22 protein-coding genes are annotated in these 24,192 nt (G+C 63.0%); 11 read left to right on the top strand and 11 right to left on the bottom strand.

The genetic code is table 11. From position 1 onward, the window contains the following. Positions 1-49 precede the first annotated feature (49 nt). Positions 50-937 (top strand): LysR substrate-binding domain-containing protein, encoded by an 888-nt coding sequence (locus PQQ52_RS16780; protein ID WP_408213299.1) that lies wholly within the window; start codon positions 50-52, stop codon positions 935-937. A gap of 86 nt (positions 938-1,023) precedes the next feature. Here the strand turns inward: PQQ52_RS16780 and PQQ52_RS16775 are convergent, their stop codons facing one another. From PQQ52_RS16775 to PQQ52_RS16750, 6 genes are all read right to left on the bottom strand, one after another. After that, positions 1,024-2,079: an ABC transporter ATP-binding protein gene (locus tag PQQ52_RS16775; RefSeq protein ID WP_408213297.1), complete on the bottom strand. Its 1,056-nt coding sequence runs from the start codon at positions 2,077-2,079 to the stop codon at positions 1,024-1,026. Positions 2,080-2,120: 41 nt separating this feature from the next. Beyond that, on the bottom strand, positions 2,121-3,725 hold the full coding sequence (locus tag PQQ52_RS16770) for an ABC transporter permease (RefSeq protein WP_408213294.1): 1,605 nt from the start codon (positions 3,723-3,725) through the stop codon (positions 2,121-2,123). Further along, the gene (locus tag PQQ52_RS16765; RefSeq protein WP_408213291.1) at positions 3,725-4,756 is read right to left on the bottom strand and encodes an iron ABC transporter substrate-binding protein; all 1,032 of its coding nucleotides are present in this window, start codon (positions 4,754-4,756) and stop codon (positions 3,725-3,727) included. The genes PQQ52_RS16770 and PQQ52_RS16765 overlap by 1 nt, the downstream gene beginning before the upstream one ends. An 82-nt stretch (positions 4,757-4,838) precedes the next feature. Then, positions 4,839-6,227, bottom strand: coding sequence for a Dyp-type peroxidase (locus tag PQQ52_RS16760; RefSeq protein WP_408213288.1), 1,389 nt, complete (start codon positions 6,225-6,227; stop codon positions 4,839-4,841). Positions 6,228-6,351: 124 nt separating this feature from the next. After that, positions 6,352-7,503, bottom strand: coding sequence for an NHL repeat-containing protein (locus PQQ52_RS16755; protein WP_408213285.1), 1,152 nt, complete (start codon positions 7,501-7,503; stop codon positions 6,352-6,354). 100 nt (positions 7,504-7,603) lie between these two features. Beyond that, a complete protein-coding gene (locus PQQ52_RS16750; RefSeq protein ID WP_408213283.1) occupies positions 7,604-9,127 on the bottom strand; it encodes a carbohydrate porin in 1,524 nt (507 codons plus the stop codon). A gap of 472 nt (positions 9,128-9,599) precedes the next feature. Here PQQ52_RS16750 and PQQ52_RS16745 point away from each other — a divergent pair, with 472 nt between their 5' ends. The 8 genes from PQQ52_RS16745 (at position 9,600) to hutC (PQQ52_RS16710) (ending at position 17,376) form a co-directional block, all read left to right on the top strand. Continuing rightward, entirely contained in the window at positions 9,600-10,439 is an 840-nt protein-coding gene (locus tag PQQ52_RS16745; RefSeq protein WP_408213281.1) for an arylamine N-acetyltransferase family protein, read from the top strand. A 72-nt stretch (positions 10,440-10,511) separates the two neighbouring features. Next, positions 10,512-11,192, top strand: coding sequence for a methyltransferase (locus PQQ52_RS16740; protein WP_408213279.1), 681 nt, complete (start codon positions 10,512-10,514; stop codon positions 11,190-11,192). 326 nt (positions 11,193-11,518) lie between these two features. Continuing rightward, positions 11,519-12,343: a transporter substrate-binding domain-containing protein gene (locus tag PQQ52_RS16735; protein WP_408213407.1), complete on the top strand. Its 825-nt coding sequence runs from the start codon at positions 11,519-11,521 to the stop codon at positions 12,341-12,343. Between the two features lie 93 nt (positions 12,344-12,436). Further along, on the top strand, positions 12,437-13,159 hold the full coding sequence (locus PQQ52_RS16730) for an ABC transporter permease (RefSeq protein ID WP_408213277.1): 723 nt from the start codon (positions 12,437-12,439) through the stop codon (positions 13,157-13,159). A 15-nt stretch (positions 13,160-13,174) separates the two neighbouring features. Continuing rightward, complete coding sequence (locus PQQ52_RS16725) at positions 13,175-13,930, top strand: ABC transporter permease (protein WP_408213274.1); 756 nt, start codon at positions 13,175-13,177, stop codon at positions 13,928-13,930. 34 nt (positions 13,931-13,964) lie between these two features. Next, positions 13,965-14,756, top strand: a complete 792-nt coding sequence (locus PQQ52_RS16720; RefSeq protein WP_408213272.1) for an ABC transporter ATP-binding protein — start codon at positions 13,965-13,967, stop codon at positions 14,754-14,756. Between the two features lie 54 nt (positions 14,757-14,810). Continuing rightward, entirely contained in the window at positions 14,811-16,454 is a 1,644-nt protein-coding gene (locus PQQ52_RS16715; RefSeq protein ID WP_408213404.1) for an HAL/PAL/TAL family ammonia-lyase, read from the top strand. Between the two features lie 238 nt (positions 16,455-16,692). After that, positions 16,693-17,376, top strand: a complete 684-nt coding sequence (gene hutC, locus PQQ52_RS16710) for a histidine utilization transcriptional repressor HutC (protein ID WP_408213401.1) — start codon at positions 16,693-16,695, stop codon at positions 17,374-17,376. 37 nt (positions 17,377-17,413) lie between these two features. Here the strand turns inward: hutC (PQQ52_RS16710) and hutC (PQQ52_RS16705) are convergent, their stop codons facing one another. From hutC (PQQ52_RS16705) to PQQ52_RS16685, 5 genes are all read right to left on the bottom strand, one after another. Continuing rightward, positions 17,414-18,214 (bottom strand): histidine utilization transcriptional repressor HutC, encoded by an 801-nt coding sequence (gene hutC, locus PQQ52_RS16705; protein WP_408213269.1) that lies wholly within the window; start codon positions 18,212-18,214, stop codon positions 17,414-17,416. A 79-nt stretch (positions 18,215-18,293) separates the two neighbouring features. Beyond that, the gene (locus PQQ52_RS16700) at positions 18,294-19,163 is read right to left on the bottom strand and encodes an amino acid ABC transporter ATP-binding protein (RefSeq protein WP_408213267.1); all 870 of its coding nucleotides are present in this window, start codon (positions 19,161-19,163) and stop codon (positions 18,294-18,296) included. Positions 19,164-19,183: 20 nt separating this feature from the next. Beyond that, on the bottom strand, positions 19,184-19,846 hold the full coding sequence (locus PQQ52_RS16695) for an amino acid ABC transporter permease (protein ID WP_408213264.1): 663 nt from the start codon (positions 19,844-19,846) through the stop codon (positions 19,184-19,186). A 30-nt stretch (positions 19,847-19,876) separates the two neighbouring features. Next, a complete protein-coding gene (locus PQQ52_RS16690; RefSeq protein WP_408213261.1) occupies positions 19,877-20,527 on the bottom strand; it encodes an amino acid ABC transporter permease in 651 nt (216 codons plus the stop codon). Positions 20,528-20,630: 103 nt separating this feature from the next. Continuing rightward, the gene (locus tag PQQ52_RS16685) at positions 20,631-21,458 is read right to left on the bottom strand and encodes a transporter substrate-binding domain-containing protein (protein ID WP_408213260.1); all 828 of its coding nucleotides are present in this window, start codon (positions 21,456-21,458) and stop codon (positions 20,631-20,633) included. Between the two features lie 274 nt (positions 21,459-21,732). Here PQQ52_RS16685 and PQQ52_RS16680 point away from each other — a divergent pair, with 274 nt between their 5' ends. Then, on the top strand, positions 21,733-22,731 hold the full coding sequence (locus PQQ52_RS16680) for an isopenicillin N synthase family dioxygenase (RefSeq protein WP_408213258.1): 999 nt from the start codon (positions 21,733-21,735) through the stop codon (positions 22,729-22,731). Continuing rightward, positions 22,728-24,188 carry an FAD-binding oxidoreductase gene (locus tag PQQ52_RS16675; RefSeq protein WP_408213256.1) on the top strand — a complete coding sequence of 487 codons (1,461 nt, stop codon included), beginning with the start codon at positions 22,728-22,730 and terminating at the stop codon, positions 24,186-24,188. The genes PQQ52_RS16680 and PQQ52_RS16675 overlap by 4 nt, the downstream gene beginning before the upstream one ends. The last annotated feature ends 4 nt before the right edge of the window (positions 24,189-24,192 follow it).

Genomic DNA, 24,192 nt, shown 5'->3' with positions numbered 1-24,192 from the left:
CGGACAAACGAATTAAATTGAGTAATTCCATAAGCTGGATTGATAAATCATGCACCCCGAATTCGACGTCGATTTGCTGCGCACCTTCGTCGCGGTGGTGGAAACGGGCAGTTTCACGAAGGCGTCGACGACCGTGCACCGCTCGCAGGCGGCGGTCAGCATGCAGATCAAGCGGCTCGAAACCATGCTCGGCACCACGCTGTTTGCCCGCACCACGCGCAATCTCTCGCTCACGCGGCCCGGCAATACGCTGCTCGAATACGCGCGGCGTGTGCTGGCGTTGCATGAGGAGGCGTGGTCGGCGATCGTGCGGCCCGAGGTGACCGGGCGCGTGGTGCTGGGCGCACCGGACGATTACGTGTCGTCGCTCCTGTCGCCGGTGTTGCGGCGCTTTTCGAATCTGTATCCGCACGTGGAGATCGAGATCGTCTGCGCGCAGAGCACGTCGCTCGCGCCGATGCTGGCCGATAACAAGATCGATCTCGCCTTCGTCACGCGCGATCGCAAATTGCGCGGCGAATTCGTGCGCAGCGAGCCGATGGTGTGGGTGGGGGCGTCGGTGGATACGCCGGTGCTGGCGGCGTCGCCTTTGCCGGTCGGGCTGTATGAGCCGGGCTGTGTCGCGCGCCAGCATACGCTGGCGGCGCTGGACGGGGCGCGTATCCGCTATCGGGCAGCGTTTAGCAGCGCCAGCCTGATGGGACTGGTGGCAACCGTGGATGCGGGGCTTTCGGTGATTGCGCTCACGCGTTGCAGCGTGCCGCCGCGGCTGGCGATACTCGGCGAAGCGCAAGGCTTGCCGAAGGTCGCGCCGCTGGAAATCGTGGTGGCGCGCAGCGCCAAATCGGACCGGCCGACATGTGATTATCTGGCCGCGCAGATGGTGCAGGATTTGTCACTGCGGCCACAGGCGCGTGGGGCGGCGCTGCCGACGTGATGGTGCTGCGATGGGCGCCCCCTGAAGGACGTTGCCTAAGCGCGTAACTGACTGCGTGGCTTAATCGTGCGGCTTGAGCGCGCGGCTCATCGCGGATAAGCCGTCACCGCGCCATCCACCGCGAGCCGCACGTGTTCGCCCGGACGCGGCGACAGATACCCGGGTACGCGAGCGCGCACCACCGTTCGCGCACCGGACTGCAATTGCAGCGCAACGCCTGCGTCCTGCCCCTGAAAGATCACCTCCTGCACGACGGCGTCATAAGACGCCACGCCATTCGGCATCGTTTCTTCGGCGCGCAGCAGACGGATCTGTTCCGGCCGGACCATCACGTCGACCGCACCGTTGCCCATCGGCTCGCACAGCGGCAAATCACCGAGCTCGCAGTTCACGCGATCCTGCTTGACCACGCCCGGCAACAACACCGCTTCACCGACGAACGACGCGAGTTCACGCGTCACCGGCCTGCGGTACAGCGTCTCCGGTGTCGCGGTCTGGATCAGCCGGCCGTTCCACAACACGGCGACCTCATGACCGAGCGACAGCGCTTCCGATTGATCGTGTGTGACGAGCACCGCGGTCGCGCCGGCCGCAGCCAGGGCGCTCGCCACCGCTTGCCGCGTTTCGAGCCGCAGTGCGGCGTCGAGCGAGGAGAAGGGCTCGTCGAGCATCACCAGTGTCGGCGACGGCGCGAGCGCACGAGCCAGTGCGACACGCTGCTGCTGACCGCCTGACAGTTGCTGCGGCGCGCGCGCGCTGAAATTCGCCGGCAGGCCGACCAGTTCCAGCAACTCGGCTACGCGATGACGTGCGCGGCGCTGCGTGCGCGGCAAACCGAACACGATATTGTCCGCCACGGAAAGATGCGGAAACAGCGCGCCTTCCTGCGGCACATAGCCGATGCGGCGCTGCTCGGAGGGCACATGCAGGTTGTCGCCGGCAACGCGGCGGCCGTCGATTTCGACGCTGCCGCTATCCGCGCGTTCGAAGCCGCACAACAGGCGCAGCAAGGTGGTCTTGCCGCTGCCGGACGGTCCGAGCAGCGCGAGCAGCGTGCCGCGCTCGACGGAGAGATCGATGCCGTGCAGCACCGGATGGCCGTCGAACGATTTTTGCAGTCCGCGGATACGAAGTTCGCTCATGAAAATCCGATGTCTAGGAGCAGGGCGATGGTGCGCGACGTTCAGTTGCGTTCGCCGAGTAAAGCCGATTTACCGAGCAACGCGAACAGGAGGCCGGAGGCGAACAGCGAAATGCCGGTGAGGAGCGCCGCATAGGGCGCTGCGGCGGCAAACGCCATCGTCGAGGTGTCGGCCCAGACCTGGGTCGCGAGTGTTCGCGTGTCGATGGGGGACAGCAGCAGTGTTGCATTCAACTCGGTGACGACCGAGATGAACACCATCGCCGCCGCCGCGCCGAGTCCAGGGCCCGCCAGCGGCAATACTACGCGAAACAGGGTCTGCGACCAGGTCAGGCCGAGGGCGCGTGCCGTCTCTTCGAGGCGCGGCTGCGCCTGCATGAAGGCGGCGCGCACGCTGACCAGGGCCACCGGCATGAACAGCATGGCGTACGCGATCACCAGCAGTGTCGCGCTTTGATAGAGCGGTTGCAGCGCATGCACCGCCAGCGACACGATCGCCAGCGCGATCACCAGCCCCGGTATGCCTTGCGCCAGAAAAACGGTGCGCTCGAACAGCGTTGCGAAACGCGTCGGATAGCGCACCAACAGAAAAGCGAGCGGCACGACCAGCAAGGTGGTCAGCAGCGCGGCGGCGAGCCCGAAACCGAGCGACGAGATCGTCGCGTTGAACAGCAGTTCGGGTGATACGTCGGCCGGTGTGACGGCAGCCGCGCCCGGTTGCGTGAGCCAGTAGCCGATCATGCCGAGCGGTACGCCGAGCGTTGCGATCGCCAGCGCAGCGAAGCCTGCGACGACGATCCAGCGCCAGACGCCGAGGTCGTAGCGCAACACCGCGCGACGTGTCCCGCGATCGACGCGTTCATAACGCGCCACGCCGCGTACCCTAAACTCGAAGGCCAGCACGATCAGGCAGATCACGATCAGCAGGCACGCAAGCAATGAAGCGCCGCCGCCGTCGAAACTGGTGCGGTATTCCGCGTAGATTTGCGTGGTGAAGGTGCGAAAACGCAGCAGCGTGAACGCGCCGAACTCGGACAGCACGCCAAGCGCCACCAGCAGCATGCCGCCGAGCAGCGCGGGGCGCAGTTGCGGCAACACCACACGAATGAAGGTGGTCCAACGGTTGCAGCCGAGCGCGCGCGCGCTTTCTTCAAGCGCCGGGTCCATACTGCGCAACGCCGCGGCCACCGGCAGATAGACGAGCGGGAAATACGCGGCGCTCAGCACCAGCAGCGCGCCGTTGAAGTCCTGCAGATCCAGGCTCAGCGACACCCATGCATAGCTTGAAATGAAGGCCGGCATCGCGAGCGGCGCGGCGGTGAGCACGGCCCAAATACGACGCCCCGGCAAATGCGTGCGTTCGACAAACCATGCGGCCGCCGTGCCGACGACAGCGCTGACGAGCGTGGTCGACACGGTGATCAGCAGCGTGTTGACCAGCAGTTCGCCGACCAGTGGTCGGAAGATCAGATCGACCGCCTCGTCGATACCGAAGCTCGCCGCGCGCCAGAAGGTAAACGCAATCGGCAGCAACACCAGCAAAGCGCTGAGTGCTGCTGCCGCAAACAAACCGCGCGGCGCGCGCAAACGGGCGCGCGCCGGGGCGGGGTTTACAGCCGGAGGCCCGGCTGACACGGCATCGCTCATTACAGCAAGCCTGCCTGGCGCAGCAGCTTGCCAGCCTGGCTGTCGTCGCCGAGTTGCTGGATCGTCAGCGCCGGCGGGTTCAGTTCAGTGAAGGGCTTGAGGATCGGATCCGGTGCGACGCCTGCATGCAACGGATATTCGAACATGACGTGGCTGTTCGCCATCAGCTTCTGTGCGCGTTCGCTGACCAGATACGCGAGAAACTTCTGCGCGCCGTCCGTGTTGTGCGCGGACTTCAGCACCGCCGCGCCCGATACGTTCACCAGCGCGCCGGCGTCACCGTTGCCGAAGTGATAGATCGCGCTGCGGGTTTTCGCATCGCCGATTTCAGCGTGTAGACGCGCCCAGTAGTAGTTGTTGATCAGACCCGTCGCGACACCGCCGCGATTGACGGCTGCCACCACGCCTTCGTCGTCGTCGAAAATCTGCGAGTTGGCTTTCAGGCCCTTCAGCCATGCGACGGTTTGCGCTTCACCCTTCAGTGCGAGCACGGCGCTCACGAGCGGCAGGAAGTCGCCGTCGCTCGGTGCAATGCCGACCTTGCCTTTCCATTCCGGCTTGGCCAGATCGAACAGCGACTGCGGCAGTTGCGATGCCTGTACCTTGGCCGTGTTGTAGGCCAGCACGTTTTCGCGTGCGGTCACGCCGACCCAAACGCCGCCCGGCGAATTGAAGCGCGCCGGCACGGTGGCGAGCGTCGAGTCGTTCACGTGGCTCAATAGGCCTTTCTCTTCGAGCAGCATCAGCTCAGGCGAGTTTTCCGTGAAGTAGACGTCAGCGGGCGTGGCGGTGCCTTCCGCGACAAGTTGCGCGGCCATCGCCGGGCCTTCGCCGCTGCGGATCTTCACCGAAATACCCGACTCTTTCTCGAAGTCTTTCGCCAGCAGATTGACGACCTGCTCGTGCTGCGCGCTGTACAGCGTGATCGACGCCGCGTGGGCCGTCGACGGCACGGTCGCGAAGGCCGCCAGCGTGAGGGCGGCTGCGCTGCTGAGCAGGCGCAGGCGGGTGCCAAACCAGGAATGAGCCATGATCCTAAAATCCGTTAATGATGTTATTGGTCTTCGCTATGCCGCTTGCCTCGTGGCATAGCGGCTTACTTCGCGGCTTGCATTACGTCTCGAACAGTCCTGCGCCGATATACGAACCCGGCTTCGCGCCCGGCGGCACAGCGAACACCGCGCTGCCGACGTGCGTCGTGAACTGGTTCATCATGTCGAACTTCGCGAGCTTGTCATTGATCGGAATGAAGCCGGTACGCGGGTCGCTCTGGTGAGCCACGAAAATCAGGCCCGCGTCGTACTCGGTTTCCTGACGCCATGGCGGCCAGCGCTCGATGTAGAAATTCGTGCCGTCGTTGTACGAGTACGAGCGGCGCAGAATCTGCGCACCGTTGTTGCTCGCCTGATTCGACAAGCGCACGTGGGAGTTCTCCGGAATCACCGGATTGCCGTCCTTGTCTTCTTCCTTCAGGTCCACCGGATCGAACTCGTTTTTCTTGCCGATCGGCGCGCCGCTGTACTTGTGACGGCCGAATACCTGCTCCTGGAAATCCACCTCGGTGTTGTCCCAGTGTTCGAGCGTGATGCGGATGCGCCGCACCACCGTATAGGTGCCGCCTTCCATCCAGGGTGCGTCGGCGGTGGCGCCGGCCCAGATGAATTCGTTCATCAACTGCGGCTTCGCGGTCGACGGATTGTTGGTGCCGTCCTTGAAGCCCATCAGATTGCGCGGCGTCTGACCGCGCGGACCGGACAGGAAACCGGATTGGCCCCAGCGCATCGCTGCGGTGCCGTACGCGAGACGCGCCAATTGCCGGACCGCGTGAAACGCGACCTGCTGATCGTTCGCGCAGGCCTGGATGAACAGGTCGCCGCCGGTCTTCTGCTCGATCAACTGATCGCCGTTGAAACGCGGCAGATCGACGAGCGCGGCGGGGCGGCGCGCGGCGAGGCCGTAGCGGTCCTTGCCGTCTTTCGTGAACAGACCCGGGCCGAAACCGAACGTGATCGTCAGGCCGCATGGGCCTAAGCCGAGCACGTCGCCGGAATCGGGCGCGGCTTTGGTGTTGATCTGGCTGTAGGCCGTGTTGTCGGCCTTGGCATCGCCCTTCGTGCCGACCTGCGTATCAATCCTGGTGTCGGCCAGCTCCGCTTTGGCCGCGGTGCCTGTCGGCAGCGGTGCGGCCGTGGCGCCTTGCGTCAGACGCGCGGCGGCGTCGGTCCAGGCGCGCAGCAGGGCGATCACGTCGTCACGTTTGTCGGTCGTGAGATCGAGCGCCGCAACGTACGTGTGACTCTGCTGCGGCGTGACGATGCCGCCTTGATGCAGGCCGTAGAACGGCTCGACCGCCATCTGCGGATCGGCGTTGTGCGCCGGTGTCTTGCCAAGCGCGGCCTGGGCGACGCCGGTCGCACCGAGGCTCGCGCCCGCTGCGACCGCCGCACTGCCGGCCTTCAGAAATCCGCGCCGTGAGGGCCGCGGGGGTTGATCGTTTGCCATGGTTACTTCACCTTCAGTTGGCCGTGGGATGTGCCGGGTTTGCGACCGGCTCTGAGGCCGGGTTCGCTTCGCTTATTTGCGCCGCTGGTTTGCCTTCCCTGCCTGCGCCGCTGACTTGCATCGCTTATTTGGCCAGCACCAGCGTGTTTACGTCGTCCTGCACGTAGTAGAAGCCGTCGCCTTCCGGGGTCATTGCGAGACCGAACAGGTCGCCGTTGCCCGGGGGCGATTGCGCCTTGTCGGTATCGATCCAGCGTGCGTAGAGTTGCTTGCCGGTAGCAGGATCGATTTCGACGATCTGGCCGTTCAGTGCATTGGTGACGAGCAGGTGGCCGTTAGGCGCTGTGACCATCGCGAGCGGGCGATGCAGCAAGCCGTCGGCGGTTAGTTGGCGGCCCACGCCCGCGCTGGTGTCGCGCGTCATCGGATCGTCGATTTCGGTGACGCGGTTGCCGATTGCATCGGATACGTACAGCAGTTTCTGATCGCCCGACAGCGCGAGGCCGGTCGGGCCGACGAGGAACACGCCCTTATCAGCCTGCGCGCCGAAGCCGCTGCCGATCACGGTTTCCTTCTTCAAGACCGGCGGCTTGGCCGTAGGCACGTCGAGGTCCAGACGCAGCACGGTGGCCTGCTTGAACACCGGCGGATTGCCATCCGCACCGCCCACCCCGAAGCCGGCGTTGCTGACGAAGAGCGTCGCGCTCGTACCGTTGTCGACGACCGCCATGTTGCCCCACGGATCGTTGATGTTCGGGCTGCTGATGGTCGACGCGACCTTGCCGTTCGGATCGATCACGATCAGGCAGCCGGCGCCTTTGGTGCCGGTGGTGCCGTCATTGCTCGGCGTGCTGCCGACGATCACGTAGCCCGACTTGAGCATCGTCATCGCGGTCGACAGGCCGATGCCGCCCGGGCATTCCTTCAGATCGCGCGGCACCGTGGCGAACACCGTCATCTGTTTGGTGTCCGGGTGATAGTTGATGATCGTGCTGCCGGTGCCTTGCAGATTGGTCGAGTTATTGAAGTTGCCGACCAGCACGTCGCCCTGCTTGACGGTACCGGCCGTGACCGGTGCGACCACGACCGCATACGGGTTCTGGTCGCCGTTTTCCGGCACGGTGTTGATCAGCGTGGTGTGATGCTTGACGGTTTCGAGGAAACCTTGCGGTTCAGCGTGCGCAATGCCGGCCGTCGCGAATGCAGCGGCGCTGACGGTTGCGGCAATCAGGGCCCGCGCGGCGCGCGGCGAAATAAGGCGCGTGGGGTTGTTCATGAGTGAGCCTCCGTGCCTGCGCACAAAGCGGTGGTTGCGGTCATGATCGAAAGCATGGGATTCGATTTGGCTAGAGCGTGTGTGATGGCTGGGAACGGCATCAGAATGTGATGTTGGTCCGCACGCCGATGACGAACGTATTGCGCAGCGGTTGCGTCGGATCGCTCGGGTTCTGGCCGGCGCCGGCATTGAACGTGTATTGCGCATCGGCTTGCAACTGCCACCACGGGTTGACCTGATACTGGTAGGTCGCTTCGAGCGTGGTTTCGCTGGTGCGCACGCCGTACGGGCCGCCACTGAATGCCAGGTTATCCTGATCGAGACCATTTACGTGGTTGCCGATCTTGATGTACGTGAGCGCGATGCCGGCGCTGTCGTTGTCGCGGCCGGCGAACGGCGCTTTCAGCACGATGCCGAGGTTGGCGGCGACACTCACCAGGTTGCGGTCACCCGGTGCGCCCATCACGCGCGCGAAGACGTTGAGGCTGCGCGGCTCGTCCGGATCCGGGCGCCAGATCATCTGGTCGGCTACCGCGTAGAAGCTGTAGTCGCCGTGATGATTCTGCGCAACGCCGGTGCTTGCCGGGTTCGCCAGCGAGAGGCCGGTGTTGTCGAAGCGCTGATCGGCGAAGCTGCCGTTGTTGTACCAGACGCCGACCTTGTAGGTGCCCGGCAAACCGCCGCCGCCCATGCCGACCATTTCGCCGTCGGCCGGCTGGTTGATCGCGTACTGCAACTCGCCGATGAACAGCGTGCCGTTATGCAGGTTGAAGTTGGTGCCGCTCTTATTGTTCGGATTGTTACCGAGCGGATCGCCGTCGAATACGCCGGCAAGCGCCGTCAACGAAGGTGTGATCTGTCCGCGCACGCGCACGCCGAGATCGGCCAGTGGATAAGCGGGACCGCCGTTAGGCATGTCATACGACGGTAGCGCGGGCCAGCCGAACATCGTGTTCACGAACAACGCCGAGTTCGTGCTGGTGATGAATTCCTGGTCGATACTTTGCTGACCGACCTTGACGTCGACGCGTTTGTTCAGGAACGACTGCTGATACCACAACTCCCACAGACGAGTGGTGTCCTGGGCTTCGATGCCGCTCGCCGTATTCAGCGTGCCCAGCTTGTTGGCGCTGAGGTTGGCGCCGTGGATCTGCAAGGCGCTGACGTTGAAGAGACCACCTGGCAAACCGAACGCTTTTTGCGTATCCATTTGCACGGTTGCTGTCGTGAGACCGTCGTAGTCCGCGCCGCGCGCGAGGCCGCCGCGGACATTGCCGAGTACTTCACTGGTTTCGGTGAGCGCGAACGTCACGCCGTATTTGCCGAGCCAGGGGCGCAGACCGCCGATGTCGCCGAGCATCGTCGAGCGATTCCAGAAGCCGGTCCATTGATTCGTTTCAGTCGCCTTGATGTTCAGGTCGGCTTCCGGCGCTTCCGGTGCGGCATCGGGATTGGCGTCAGCCATTGCGGTGCCGGCAGTCAACGCGGCCCAGGCGAAAGCCGTGCAGAGCGCGGCGTGGCGCATCGAGGGCAAACGCGAGCGGCGCATGGCGCTGGCACGCGCGGCGGAGTCGCGAAGCGAACGCGCCTGGCCGGCGGGTTCTGTTGATTGGGCGAACTTCATCGAAATCCTTATTTGTGTTGTATCGACTGATCGAGGCATTACATCACTGCGTGCCTGCGACTTACCGCATCGGTTCGCGACGCCGGATGCAGTAGATGGCGAGATCGTACGCATGCGGAATAGGTGCGTCAACACAAATGAGAACGATTCGCATCAATATTACTGATGTGTAATTCTGAGCTTTACGTACTGCTACTAAAGGTTGTTTGTATGTAATTTAAATGGAATTAAAGTGTAATGTTTTAGCATGGTTTCGATCGGATCGAACCAGCTCCGGAGCATCGGGTGTTTTCTGAAGTAGCCGCCGCGCCGTAGAGGGGCGGCGCCAATAGACCCGGACGGGCGACTACGAAGACAAGGGGGCGCACTCCTGGGGCAGGCAACAAAAGAAGCTATGATCATCTTCCGAAGCCTCGCTGTTATGTAAAGCCCTGAAATGCCTCACGCCCAAAACCATACCGGGACGACACCGATGTCACACACAGTGAATCTGGACAATTACTTCACCCGCCTGGGCTACAAAGGACCTCGCGCGGCGACGCTGGAAGTACTTCAGGAACTCCATAAGCTGCACCCCAGATCGATTCCCTTCGAGAACCTGAATCCGCTCACGCGCCGCGCGGTCAAACTCGATATCGAGTCGGTCGAACACAAGCTGATCACTCAACACCGCGGTGGCTACTGCTTCGAACAGAATGCGCTCTTCGCGAACGTCCTGACTCAATTAGGCTTCAACGTCACGCCGCTATTAGGTCGAGTTCTGTGGGGCCGCGAATCCGACGCAATTCCCCCTCGTACGCATATGGTCCTGCGCGTCGACCTGGGAAGCGAAGCATGGATCGCCGATGTCGGTTTCGGCAGCGTGACGCTAACAGCGCCGCTGCGCCTGATCGCGGGTACTGCGCAGCCCTCGCAACTGGGCACGTTCCGTCTGTCCGATGCCTCGCACGACGCGCTCTGCCTTGAAGTTCAATCCCGCGATGAAAGCTGGGCCCGCGTCTACCGTTTCGATCTGCATCCGGTCGAATGGATCGATTACGAGACCTCGAACTGGTACACCTCGACCGCGCCGGACTCTGTCTTCCTGAGCAACCTGATCGTTTGCCGGGTTCTCGCAGAATCGCGCCTGACCCTGCTCAACGACCAACTGAACGAACGCGCCGCGGACGGCCAGCTCATCAGCGAACGGCAGCTAAAGAACGCAGATGAACTTGCAGCCTGCCTGCGCGATCAATTCGGTCTGAACACGGGCGACATCGACATTGCGGAAGTATTCGGGCGCTTGCGCTCACCGGCGGCGGGCCCAGTCTGAGACGAGAGCGCAACGGGCACCTATAACCAGCAATAACCACCAACGACCATCAGCGAGCGCCACGAACCCATCATGATCACGCGCCTCATTCTGCAAACGGTGGCCTGGCTGATATGCATGGGCGCGCTGTTGTTCGGCGCCGCCGGTACCCTCGCATGGCCTGCCGGCTGGTGGTATCTGATCGAGACGGGCGGATTGAGTTTGTGGGTTGGCCTCTGGCTGGCACGCTACGACCCGGGCCTCCTTGCCGAGCGTCTCGCGCCGATCGTTCAGGCGCAGCAAAGCCGCTGGGACCGCTTCTTCATGGTCGGCGTGGCGCTGATGTGGACCGCCTGGCTCGTCCTGATGGCGCTCGACGCGATGCGCTATCACTGGTCGGCGCCGCTGCCGGTATGGCTGGTGAGCCTCGGCTCGCTCTGCATCTTCCTCTGCGTCTTCATGTGCCGTTTCGTGTTCCAGGCCAATAGCTTTGCCGCGCCGGTCGTGAAGATCCAGGCAAGCCGCGGTCACAAGGTTATCGACACCGGCCCCTATGCCCATGTCCGTCATCCGATGTATTCGGCCGCGCTGCTGTTGTTCGTCGGCACGCCATTGCTGCTGGGCTCGTGGTGGGGTCTTGCCTGCGTGCCGCTGCTGGTGATCGGTATCGGCTGGCGCGCGGTGCGCGAGGAGCGCGTACTGGCAGAGCAACTCGATGGCTACACCGCCTACACCTCACGCGTGCGTTACCGCTTCGTACCGTTCATCTGGTAGGCCGCGCAATGCGCCAGTTCGAGGCGCGTCAACCTCTCAAGCACCAACCTGTCTAGACAAAACGCACCACGCTGATGCACCCGGTCGAGCGTGGTGCATTGTCTTTTCACGTTCAGAACTCCCTTAAAAGCCTTGTCGCGCGGCAATTCATAGGGGCTTACCCGATGATTTCGGCGATTTCGAACAAATCCTCTTGCGACTGCTTTTTGACTCATGCAGACTTGTCTATACAAATTCAATGGCAGTTAAAAATCCAGCTCGACGGTTTCCTCTATCAAAGGAGTTTCGACGTGAAAGTGAAGCGCACGACGTTAGCAAAAGCATTGATGGGCGCCGTTCTCGGTGCCGCGACGATTTTCGCGGCACCGGTGCAGGCTAAAGACTGGAAGACGGTGACGATCGCGCTAGAAGGCGGTTACGCACCGTGGAACCTGACCTTGCCGGGCGGCAAGCTGGGTGGCTTCGAACCTGAACTGGTCGCCAACCTGTGCGAGCGCATCAAGCTGCAGTGCAACCTCGTGGCGCAAGACTGGGACGGTATGATCCCCGGTCTGCAAGCCGGCAAGTTCGATGTGCTGATGGACGCGATCTCGATCACGCCGGAGCGCGAAAAGATCATCGCGTTCTCGAGGCCGTACGCGGCCACGCCGGCCACGTTCGCCGTGACTGACGCGAAAGTGCTGCCCAAGGCCGTGCCGAGCGCAGGCGTCGTCAAACTGTCGGGCGATCCGAAAGCCGACCAGCCCACCGTCGACGCCTTGCGCAAGCAACTGAAGGGCAAGACCATCGGCATTCAGTCGGGCACGGTCTACACCAAGTTCATCAACGACGGCTTCAAGGACGTCGCCACGATCCGCGTCTACAAGACGTCGCCCGAGCGCGACCTCGATCTGGCCAATGGCCGCATCGACGCCTCGTTCGACGACGTGACCTACTACGCCGCCAACATCGACAAGAAAGACGCTGCGTCGATCGTCATGGCCGGCCCGAAGATCGGCGGTCCGATCTGGGGACCGGGTGAAGGCCTCGCATTCCGCAAGCAGGACGCCGACCTGAAAGCGAAGTTCGATACCGCGATCAGCGCCGCGCTCGCCGACGGCACCGTCAAGAAGCTCTCGGCCAAGTGGTTCAAGACCGACGTCACGCCTTGATTCGCCTGAGCGCTCAGATGGTGTGGCAGGCGTGGCGTGAAGAATCGCGCCTGCCGGCTGGTTCGATCCGCTGTAATGGATGAGAGGTTGGGAATGGCTCTGATAGAGATGCTCGGCTTCGGGCCGGAAGGCTGGGGTGGCGTGGTGCTGCTTGCGGCATTGATGACGGTCGCACTCACGCTGGCGGCGCTCGCGGTCGGCGCCGTGTTCGGCGCGCTGATCGCGGCGGCCAAGCTGTCGCGTTTTCGGACGCTGCGCGTGATCGGCGATGTGTACACCACCGTCTTTCGTGGCGTGCCTGAGTTGCTCGTCATCTATCTGTTCTATTTCGGCGGTTCGACACTCGTGACCACGATTGGTCAATGGTTCGGCGCCGACGGCTTTGTCGGCGTGCCGCCATTCGTGGTCGGCGCACTCGCGGTCGGCATGATTTCCGGCGCGTATCAGGCCGAGGTGTATCGCTCGGCGGTGCTCGCGGTATCGCGCGGTGAGCTCGAGGCGGCGCGTTCGATCGGCATGCCCACCATGACGATGGCGCGCCGCATTCTGATTCCGCAAGTGTTGCGTTTCGCCTTGCCGGGCATCGGCAATGTCTGGCAACTGAGCCTGAAAGACTCGGCGCTGATTTCCGTCACGGGTCTGGCCGAACTGCTGCGCACCAGTCAGGTGGCGGCGGGTTCGACGCATCAGTACTTCACGTTCTTCGTGGTGGGCGGTGCGCTGTATCTGCTGATGACCAGCATCTCGAACCGGATCTTCAACCGCGCTGAAGCGCGCGTGGGCCGATCCTTCAAGCGCAACTTCGCGCGCAACTGACGAGGACCGGACATCATGCATTTCGACTTCGATTTCCTGCTCGACACGCTGCGGCAACTGGTTGCGGCTGTGCCGACCACGCTCGGGCTGTTCTTCTGCTCGCTGATTCTCGGTGGCTTGCTCTCACTCGTGATCGTCACGATGCGCGTGTCGCCGCACTGGCTGCCGAATCGCTTCGCGCGCGCTTATATCCTCGTATTTCGCGGCTCGCCGCTGTTGATCCAGATGTTCCTCGTCTACTACGGCATGGGCCAGTTCGGCGTGATTCGCGAGAGCTTTCTGTGGCCGGTGTTGCGCGAGCCGTACATGTGCGCGGTTTTGTCCTTGGCGCTGTGCACCGCCGGATATACCGCTGAGATTATCCGCGGTGGTTTGATGGCCGTGCCGGTCGGTCAGATCGAAGCGGGTTATTCGATCGGCCTGTCGGGTTTCGCGCTGCTGCGCCGCGTGATCGGTCCGATTGCTTTGCGCCAGTGTTTGCCCGCATATTCGACTGAGGCCGTGTTGCTCGTCAAATCGACCGCGCTCGCCAGTCTTGTCACCGTGTGGGAAGTGACCGGCGTCGCGCAGCAGATCATTCAGCAAACGTATCGCACCACGGAAGTATTCATCTGTGCCGCGCTGATCTATCTGTTCCTGAATTTCGTCATCGTGCGTTTGCTCGGGTTCCTCGAGGTACGTCTGTCGCGCCATCTGCGTGCGGCGCCCATGCAAAGCTCGCCGAGCCGGCCGGTTTCAGCCACGACTGAAGCGCGCCGCGCCGCGCCCTGAACGATCGCACATCTTGCAGAATCTGGAGAATCCCATGAACGCTACGGCACCCGTTGCACTGTCGGTCAAGAACATCCATAAGTCGTTCGGCGACCACCACGTGCTCAAAGGCATTTCCCTCGACGCCCATCAAGGCGACGTGATTTCGATTCTCGGCGCGAGCGGCTCCGGCAAGAGCACTTTTCTGCGCTGCCTGAATCTGCTCGAAACGCCGGATGACGGCTCGGTGGCGCTCGGTGGCGAAGAGCTGAAAATGAAGCGGCGCGGCGATGGCAAGCTGCAACCCAGCGACCGCCGCCAGGTGGATCGTGTGCGTTCGCAACTCGGCATGGTGTTTCAGAACTTCAATCTATGGTCGCATATGACCGTGCTGGAGAATCTGGTCGAAGGGCCGATGCGCGTACAAAAGCGCAGCCGCGCCGAATCGGTTGAAGAAGCGGAAGCACTGCTCGCGAAAGTCGGTCTTGCGGAAAAACGCGGTCACTATCCGGCACATTTGTCCGGCGGCCAGCAGCAGCGTGTGGCGATCGCGCGCGCGTTGGCGATGCATCCGAAGGTGATGCTGTTCGACGAACCGACCTCGGCGCTCGACCCCGAACTGGTTGGCGAAGTGCTGCGTGTGATGCGGTCGCTCGCCGAAGAAGGCCGCACCATGCTGGTTGTCACGCATGAGATGGGTTTCGCGCGCCATGTGTCGAATCGCGTGATGTTCCTGCATCAGGGTCAGGTCGAAGCGGACGGTACGCCGGACGAAGTGTTCGTCGAATGCAAGTCGGACCGTTTCCGTCAATTCGTGTCAAGCCACCAGGATCGCACGACTAACTAATCGATCAGCATGAGCTGGTCACCCCCTCGTCACTTCACCGGGCAGCGCACTATCATGGCCGTGATCCGTTCCGATTGTTCTCTCAACTGGCGTCAGGTCGCAGCGGTTGCTGCTGGCGAACCGCTTGAGCTTTCCGCCAATTCGCGTGCACGGGTTGCCGCGTCGCGCGAACTGGTCGAGCAGATCGTCGCGCGCGGCATTCGCGCGTACGGCGTGAATACGGGCGTCGGCGCATTGTGCGACGTGATCGTGTCGCCGTCCGAGCAGCACACGCTGTCGCGCAACATCCTGATGAGTCATGCAGTCGGCGTCGGCGTGCCGCTCGGTGCGGCTGAAACGCGCGCGATCATGGTGGCGGCCGTCAACAATTATGCACACGGACATTCGGGGATTCGCCTCGAAGTCGTCGACCGGCTCGTCGCGTTGATCAACGCCGATTGCCTGCCCGACGTGCCGACGTTCGGCTCGGTCGGTTATCTGAGCCATATGGCGCATATTGCGCTGGTATGTATCGGCGAAGGCTATGTGCGCTATCGCGGCGAACGGCTCAAAGGGCGCGACGCGTTGCAGATGCTCGGGCTCGAACCCCTGGTGCTTGAAGCAAAAGAAGGCCTGAGCCTCGTCAACGGCACGCCTTGCGTGACCGGTCTCGCGACGTTGGCATTGGCGCGCGCCGAGCAGCTGCTCGACTGGTGTGACGTGGTTGCCGCGATGAGCTTTGAGAATCTGCGTGGCCAGCTCGCCGCATTCGATGCCGAATCGCTGGCATTGCGCATCTCGCCCGGCCTGAGCCTGGTCGGCGAACGGATGCGCACGGCGCTCGCGGACAGCGGCATCCTCGCTGCGGTAGTCGGCCAGCGCACGCAAGACCCGTTGAGCTTGCGGACCATTCCGCACGTGCACGGCGCCGCGCGCGACGTCCTGACCGCGACCGCCGAAGTGCTCAACCGCGAGCTCGCATCGATTACCGACAACCCGATCGTCGCCGGCACGCCGGAAAACCCGCGTGTCTATTCGCAGGCGCACGCGGTGGGAGCGTCGATCGCACTGGCGATGGACAGCCTCGCCACCGCGATCGCGCAAGTCGCGGCAATGGCCGAGCGGCGCCTCGACCGTCTCGTCAATCCGCTCGTGAGCGGCTTGCCGGCGTTTCTCGCGGAGCCGGGTGGCACCTGTTCGGGCTTCATGATCGCGCAGTACACGGCGGCCTCGCTGGTCGCCCAGAACCGGCGCCTCGCGATGCCCGCGAGCCTCGACGGCGGCATCACATCCGGCTTGCAGGAGGACCACCTGTGCCATGCGACGCCCGCTGCGCTGAAAGCGCTGGAGATCGTCGACAACGCCGGGCGTATCATCGCAATCGAATTGCTGGCGGCGGCGCAGGCTTACGATCTGCAAAGCGTCGATGCACCGCGCGCACCGCACACTGACGCGCTCTGGCAACGCGTGCGCCGCGTCGTGCCCACCTATCGCGACGACCGGCCGCTCGCGGACGACATGACGATCGCGTTTCGCATGATCGCCGATGAAACACCGCCACCGCTGCCAAACCCGGGTAATATTCGGCCCGGGCTGGACGCTTCAGTCAGCGGCGCAGGTCTTGCCGCATTGGAGAACCTGACGAGCGTGGCCACGACGGGCAAGGTCGGCGCCGACCCGGCGGCCAACGACGGCCGGGCGGCTGCCCACGCAGGTTGAAGGACTCAGTTGCCGGGCCTGAATGGATGCACTTGAGTTTGATGCACCTGGATTGACGGAGACAACGCCGGTGAGCGGGCTTACCCGCCGGTGAACCGGCCTGACGTGTACCACCCGTGTACCACCCGTGTACCATCCGCGTACCACCCACGAGGTCGACGTGAACACTATTACAAACGCGCAAACCGCAGACACGCAGAACCGCCCTGATCGTACCCATGAGACACCCGCCAAGGCGATGCCCGCCTATGAGCAGATCAAGCGCTATGTGATCAGGCGCATCAGCGAGGGGGACTGGAAGCCAGGCGGCTTGATCCCATCCGAAACGGAACTGGTCAAGGAATTCGGCGTTGCGCGCATGACCGTATCGCGCGCGCTGCGTGAACTCACCACCGAACGCGTGCTGACGCGTGTGCAAGGCTCCGGCACGTTCGTCGCGCCGCAGCGCTATGAATCGACGGTGCTTGAAATCCGCAATATCGCCGACGAAATCGCCGCGCGCGGTCATCGTCATTCAGCGCGTGTGCTGACGCTCGAACCGAGCGACGATCCGCACGCGCTCGAAGCGCTCGGTCTCGCCGGCGGCCCGGCGTTTCACTCGTGCATCGTGCACAGCGAAGAAGGCGAGCCGATTCAATACGAGGATCGCTACGTCAATCCGAAGGTATTCCCTGACTACCTGCAACAGGACTTCACCGTCGAGACACCGAATCACTACATGGTGCGGCTCGCGCCGATCCAGCGCGCGGAGTTTCGCATCTATGCGCAGAAGCCCGACGCATATGTGCGGCGGCATCTGATGATGGATATCGGTGAACCCTGCCTGCAGCTATGGCGCCGCACGTGGGTGGGCGCCGATGTGGCGACGTCGGTGCAGTTGTGGCATCCGGCGTCGCGTTTCCATCTGGCGGGCAACGTGTGAGTGGCAAGTCGCGGGCGAGGGCGCGGCGTTCGCGCCGCTAGCCCTGGCGCTGCGACAGATCCGGCGTGAATCGGCAACCCAGCCGGTACCGCGAACCCGGGTGCACGAAGCGCGCGAACGTGACCGCAACGCCGCTCGTCCATGTGCGGCGCATCAGCGTCAGGCACGGATCATCGGCACGAATCTCCAGCCACTCTGCTTCGGCGCGCGTCGGCAGACTCGCGTCAACGATATGCTCCACGTCGTGCGCCGGGACGGTCTCGAACAGATACTCGGACGGCCTCGTCGTGGAGAAATCCTGTTTCAGGAAGTCAGGCGCCGTGACCGGATTGACGTAGCGGTCTTCGAGCTGCACCGGCAAACCGTTCTCGCGATGCACGCAAATCACATGAAACACCGAAGCGCCGGGTGCAAGCCCCAAAGCGTTCGACACCGTCACCGGTGCGGTTTCGCGTTGCGAAAGGATCGTGTCGTAGCTATATTCGTGACCCCGCGAGCGGATCTCGTCGCCGATATGGGCGATCATCAGCAGCGTCGATTGCGGCTTGGTTTGCGCGACGAAAGTGCCCACGCCGGACACGCGGGTGACGAGACCTTCATCGGCGAGTTCGCGCAGCGCGCGATTCACGGTCATGCGCGACACGCCGAGTGTCGCGACCAGGTCCAGCTCGGACGGCAGACGCTCACCCGCTTGCCGCGCGCCCGATTCGATGATCTGGCGGATATGGCTTTTGACCTGTTCGTAGCGGGCGGCCGGTGCGTCGTTAGCCAGGCGCGTGGCTTTTATCGCCGCGGCAGACGGGTGGTCGTGAGCTTTGCTGCGAACGGTGGAGGACATCGGCGGCCCTTGCGCTACAGTTCGCGCGAAATGGACAAATCACGCGAACCAGGCGAACCATGGGAGCACCGGTGCAGATTCATACCGGCTCCGCATCGTCAGAGCCGCGCGCCCAGAAGGCGTTGCGATCGAAGTAGTTTTGCAGGAACTGCCGCAAACGCGGCTGTCCTTCGTCATGAAAAACTTCGCGCGGTTTGCCTTGTACGGCGATGCGCCCCTGGTCGATGAACATCACCTTGTCGGCGACCTGCGCGGCAAAGCCCATTTCGTGCGTCACCACGGCCATCGTCATGCCGTCGCGCGCGAGCTGCTTCATGACCTGCAGCACTTCGCCGACCAGTTCGGGATCGAGTGCCGAGGTCGGCTCGTCGAACAGCATGATGTGCGGCTCCATCGCAAGCGCGCGTGCAATTGCAACGCGCTGCTGCTGGCCACCCGAGAGCTTCGACGGGTAGGCATCGCCTTTGTGCGCGAGGCCGACTGTTTCCAGCATCGCGTTGGCGCGGCGGCGCGCTTCGTCACGCGACAGATGGCGCACGCGCAGCAATGATTCCATCACATTGCCGAGCGCCGTCATGTGTGGCCATAGATTGAATTGCTGAAACACCATGCCGACGTTGCGCCGCACACGATTGATCTCGCTTTGCGACGCCCTTACGCGCTTTCCATTGCGCTCGCTATAGCCGAGTAGTTCGCCTTCGATACGCACGTCGCCCTGATCGTACGTTTCGAGTGCGGCGAGACAGCGCAGCAACGTGCTCTTGCCCGAGCCCGACGGGCCGATGATGCAGACCACTTCCGAGCGGGCGATCTCGAGATCGACGCCGCGCAGCACTTCGACTTCACCAAAACGCTTGCGCAGGTCGCGCACTTCGATCAGCGCTGCACCTGGCGGCGTAGCGAAGGCAGTGTTGGTCGCGGAAGAGGGCATGTCGGCGATGGCGTTCATAGGATGGTCTGGATTTCCGTTCATGCCATGAAGCGCGCGATGCGGGTTTCGGCCCACATGCCCACGCGCGAGGTCAGTTCGACCAGCGCGAGATAGCACACGCACAACACCAGCAGCGTCTCGACGAAAGCGAAAGTGGCCGAACCGATGCCGGTCAGCACGAACGTGAGCTCGGGCACGGTGACGATCGACAACACCGCGGTTTCCTTGCTCAGCACGATAATCAGGTTGGTCAGCGCGGGCACGATCAGCACCAGCATTTGTGGCACCTGAATGCGCAGGACAGCTTGCCAGCGGGTGAGTCCGAGACAGGATGCCGCTTCGAGATGGCCAGGCGGCACCGATTGAAAGCCCGAGCGAAAGGCTTCGGCGAAATACGCGCTGCCATAAAGACCTAAGCCGAGCACGCCGGCCGTCATCGGTTCGAGCGTGAGGCCGAAAGAAGGGCCGCCGTAGTACAGCAAAAACAGTTGCACCAGAAACGGCGTGCCGCGAAATAGTTCGATATAAAAGCGCAATACGCCGCGCACCCAGCGTCCACAAAAGAGCTGTAGCACGGCGATCAGAAAGCCGATCAGGATGCCGATTGCCACGCCCGCGGCCCAGGTGCCGAGCGTGGTCGCGAGACCGGCGGCGATTGGCTGCAGGTTGTGCGTGATGACGGTGGGGTCGAGCTTTTGCATGGCTTATTTCAATGTCAAGCTCAGGGTCGGTCAGGCATGCTGCAAGCGGTATTCAGCGGCGTGCGCGACGAGCGCCAGGCTTCCGCAGATCACGAAGTAAATCAGCCCGGCGGCGAGGTAGGCTTCGAGCGGCCGATAAGTACTGGCGGCAATGTTCTGCGCGGTGCGCGTCAATTCGGCCACGCCCACCACCGAGATCAGCGACGAAGCCTTGATCAGCAGCACCATTTCATTGACGAGCGAGGGCAGCGTCAACCGGAACGCCTGTGGCACCAGAATGCGCCGCAGCATGTCGAACGGGGAAAGCCCGAGCATGCGCGCGGCTTCGATATGGCCCGGCGGAATGCTGAGGAAACCGCCGCGCAGAATCTCGGCGATATAGGCGGCGGAACACAGCGACACGGCGCTCACCGCCGCGACGATGGGTGAGACATTGATGCCGGCGAACGGCAGCAGGTAGTACACCAGCAGCAGTTGCACCAGCATCGGCACGCCGCGAAAAAAGAACACGTAGGCGCCGCCGAACATGCGCGCGGCGCGCTTCGGCGAGAGGCGCGCAGCACACACGCCGATTGCGACGAAGAAGCCGATCAGGAGACCGGTCAGCGAAATGCCGATAGTGGCGAGCGCCGCATGCAGCAGCAGCGGCAAGCCCTGGAGGAAGACGGTTGTGCTGAACATAAGCGTCGCACTCGCTAGAACGGGGAGGACGATGCGGCTCGTCGAGCGGTCCGCATCGCGTGCATCAGGAACGCGTGCTGCAAAACATCAAACCGTCAGTGCATCAATAGTTCGGCGCGGGCATCGTGGTCGGCGCATCCATTGCGACACCGAACCACTTTTTCTGCAGGGCCGCGAGACGCCCGTCGTTGTGCATTTTCACGAGCGCGGCATTGAAGGCGTCGGCGAGCGGCTTGCTGTCCGCATCTTTACGCAGGCAATACGCGAAGTACACTTTCGCGCCGAACGGCGGCTGTACCACGGCGAAGGCTTCGGGACGCTGTTTGGCGACGTACGCGATGTTGGTCATGGAGTTCGCGACCGCCGCGATGCGGCCGGCGGCGAGATCGGCATAAGCCTGATTGTTGTCGACGTACTCGCGGATTTCAGGCGGCTTCGGCAAGGTGGCCACGTAGGCCTTCAACTGGTCGAGCTGGGCCGAGCCTTTGCCCGCGCCGACAGTCTTGCCGGCGATATCTGACGATTGCTTGACGGAGGCGTCGTTGGCTCGCTTAAGCAGCGCGTCGGTGGCGTCCGCGATCGGCAGGGTGTACGTGTAGCGTTCCATGCGCGCTTTGGTGACCGTCAGCGGGCCGCCCACCATGTCGAACTTGCCGGCTTCGAGACCCGGCAGCACGCTTGGCCACGGCAGGTCGATGAAGCGCACCTTCACGCCCAATTCCTTGCCGACCTCGGCGAACAGATCCTTATTGAAGCCCGCTTGCTGGCCGTTTTCAAGGAAGTCGAAGGGCGCGAACTGCATCTCGGTGCCGACGACCAGTTCGCCTGCTTTCTTCACTTTGGCGAGCTGGTCTTCCGCGTGGGCGGTGACGCTTGCGGCGCACAGCGCCAGCATGACCAAACGACACTTCCAGCCTGCAAGGATGCTCATGGGATTCTCCGGTTGGCAAAGCGGTGTCGCGCGAAAGCGGTTCGTCAGGAGGCCCTGCGCGAGCCATGCGAGGCAGTATATACCGCAGTTTTCGCGCGAAATAAATAAACGCGCGAGTAGAGAAAAGCCCTTACGTGAAGCCCCGCGAAGCAACTTGCGGGTACGCTTTTGGCGGTATATACAACTGGGATGCATGAGGCGCGCGAGCTTGTCGCGAGTCATCCGGACGCCTCTTTCGTCAGTTGAATTGGCCGGCCTTTCAGGGAGCAATGCAATGCCCGTGACCCGCATTCCGATCATCGATCTTGCCGGCGTGCGCGCCGGCGACCCCCAGGCTTTGACACGCGTGGCGCACGAAATCCGCGAAGCGTGCACGACGATCGGCTTCTTCTACATCGTGAATCACGGCGTGCCGCAAGCGGCAATCGATGCAGCCGAACAGGCGGCGCGCACGTTCTTTGCGTTTCCAGTGGAGACGAAGCGGCGCGCGGCGGTCAATCAAAGGCATCGCGGTTTCAACGCGCTAGGCGACGCCACCATGTATCAGGCCAAGCGCCCCGACTACAAGGAGTTCTTCAGCATCGGTCTCGAGTTGCCGGAAGACGATCCCGATGTGCGCGCGGGCCAGGCGTTGCGTGGACCGAATAACTGGCCGGATTTCATGCCTGAACTGCGGCCCGCGCTTTACGGTTATTACGAAGCGGTTGCCGCGTGCGGCGCCGATCTGCTGCGGGCGGTGGCGGTGAGTCTCGGCGTCGACGAGCATTTCTTCGCGCCGCGCTATACGAAGCGGATGCAGCGCACGCAGATGGTCTACTATCCGCCGCAACCGCCCCAGTCGGACGCGGATCAGTTCGGCGTCGCGCCGCATACCGACTACGGCTGCATTACCTTGCTGTGGCAGGATCAAGTGGGCGGTTTGCAGGTACGTGAGATCGCCAACGATACGTGGGTCGATGCGCCGCCGATCGAAGGCAGCTTCGTCGTGAACGTCGGCGATCTGCTGGCGCGCTGGACCAATGACCGCTTCCGCTCCACCTTGCATCGCGTGATCAATGAGTCGGGGCGCGAGCGCTATTCGATCGCGACGTTTTATGATCCCACCTATGGTGCGATGGTCGATCCGCGTGAGCTCGGCACGAGCGACACCGACCTCAAGTACCAACCGGTCGCGGCGGGTGACTACATCCTCGGGCGCATCAACGATTCGATGGGTTATCGGAAGAAAGCGGCAGTTGAAGGGACGCAAGGAACACAAGGAACCACTGCATGACAGATACCAGTTCGGCAAACGGTGCGGCAAGTAGCGCAAGCGGCAACGCAGGCAGCAGCGCAACCCACAGCGCGGCGTCGCTTTCCGCAACACTCGACGCGCTGCGTGCCGCGCTCGGTGCGGACGCGGTGCGCGTCGGCGAGCAGATCGGCGAACGCGCGATGACCGACTGGACACGCCACGATCCGACACGTCCCGCTGCGCTGCTTTTGCCGCACAGCACGGAAGAAGTCTCGCGCGCGCTGGCCATTTGCCACGCGGCGCATCAACCGGTGGTGCCGCAGGGTGGCATGACAGGCCTCGCCGGCGGCGCGATTGCACGCGCGACCGATATCGCGCTGTCGCTCGAACGGCTCACGGGCATTGAAGAAATCGACACCGCCTCGGCCACACTCACCGTGCGCGCCGGCACCACCTTGCAAACCGCACAGGAAGCTGCCGCCGAAGCAGGCTTCGAACTCACGCTCGATCTCGGCGCACGCGGCTCGTGTCAGATCGGCGGCAATCTGGCGACCAACGCGGGCGGCAATCGCGTGATCCAGTCGGGTACCGCGCGCGACCAGGTGCTTGGGCTCGAAGTCGTGCTCGCCAATGGCGACGTGCTGACTTCGCTCGGCAAGATGGTCAAGAACAACACCGGCTACGACCTGAAACACTGGTTCATCGGTTCGGAAGGCACGCTCGGCGTGATCACGCGCGCGGTGCTGCGGCTCCGTCCTAAACGCGCGGCGCGCCACACGGCGCTCGTTGCGCTCGACGGTTACGACGCCGCCGTGAACCTGTTGCGCCGTCTGTCGACGCGCTTTGGCAACGACATTGGTGCGTTCGAGATCATGTGGCCGGATTTCTACGATTTCGGCGTGAAACTGACGGGTGCCCGCTCACCGTTCGCCGAGTCGCACCCGCTTTATGCACTGATCGAACACGCGAGTTTCGACGCAAGCGACGACGGTGAACGCTTCTCCGCCGCGCTGACCGAAGCGCTCGACTCAGAGGCGATCCGCGACGCGGTGATCGCGCAATCGGTGGCTGATGTGCGTGGGTTATGGGCGATTCGCGAATGCACCGCCGAGTTTCCGGTGCGGCTGGATGCGATCAATTTCGACGTGAGTTTGCCGATCAGCGAGATCGGCGCTTTCGTCGACCGCTGCCGCGCGGCGCTCGATCAGCGCTGGCCGGGCAACGCGTCGTATTTCTTCGGGCATATCGGCGATTCGAATCTGCATGTCACCGTCGACGGCCATTCGATCCCTGGCGTCGATCACCATGCGGTGTATGCGTTCGTCTATGAAATGCTGGGGCCGTTGCACGGGTCGGTGTCGGCGGAACACGGGATCGGCCTGCTCAAACGCGAGTTCCTGCCGATCTCGCGCTCGCCTGCTGAACTGGCGGCCATGGCCGCCATCAAGCATGCGCTGGACCCGCATGGCATTCTGAATCCGGGCAAGCTGTTTTGAGCAG

This window comes from Paraburkholderia sediminicola, from assembly GCF_046030555.1.
GTDB lineage: Bacteria > Pseudomonadota > Gammaproteobacteria > Burkholderiales > Burkholderiaceae > Paraburkholderia > Paraburkholderia sediminicola_E.
Note: the sequence above shows the minus strand (reverse complement) of the source record. Positions and strands in the feature narration are given on the sequence as shown.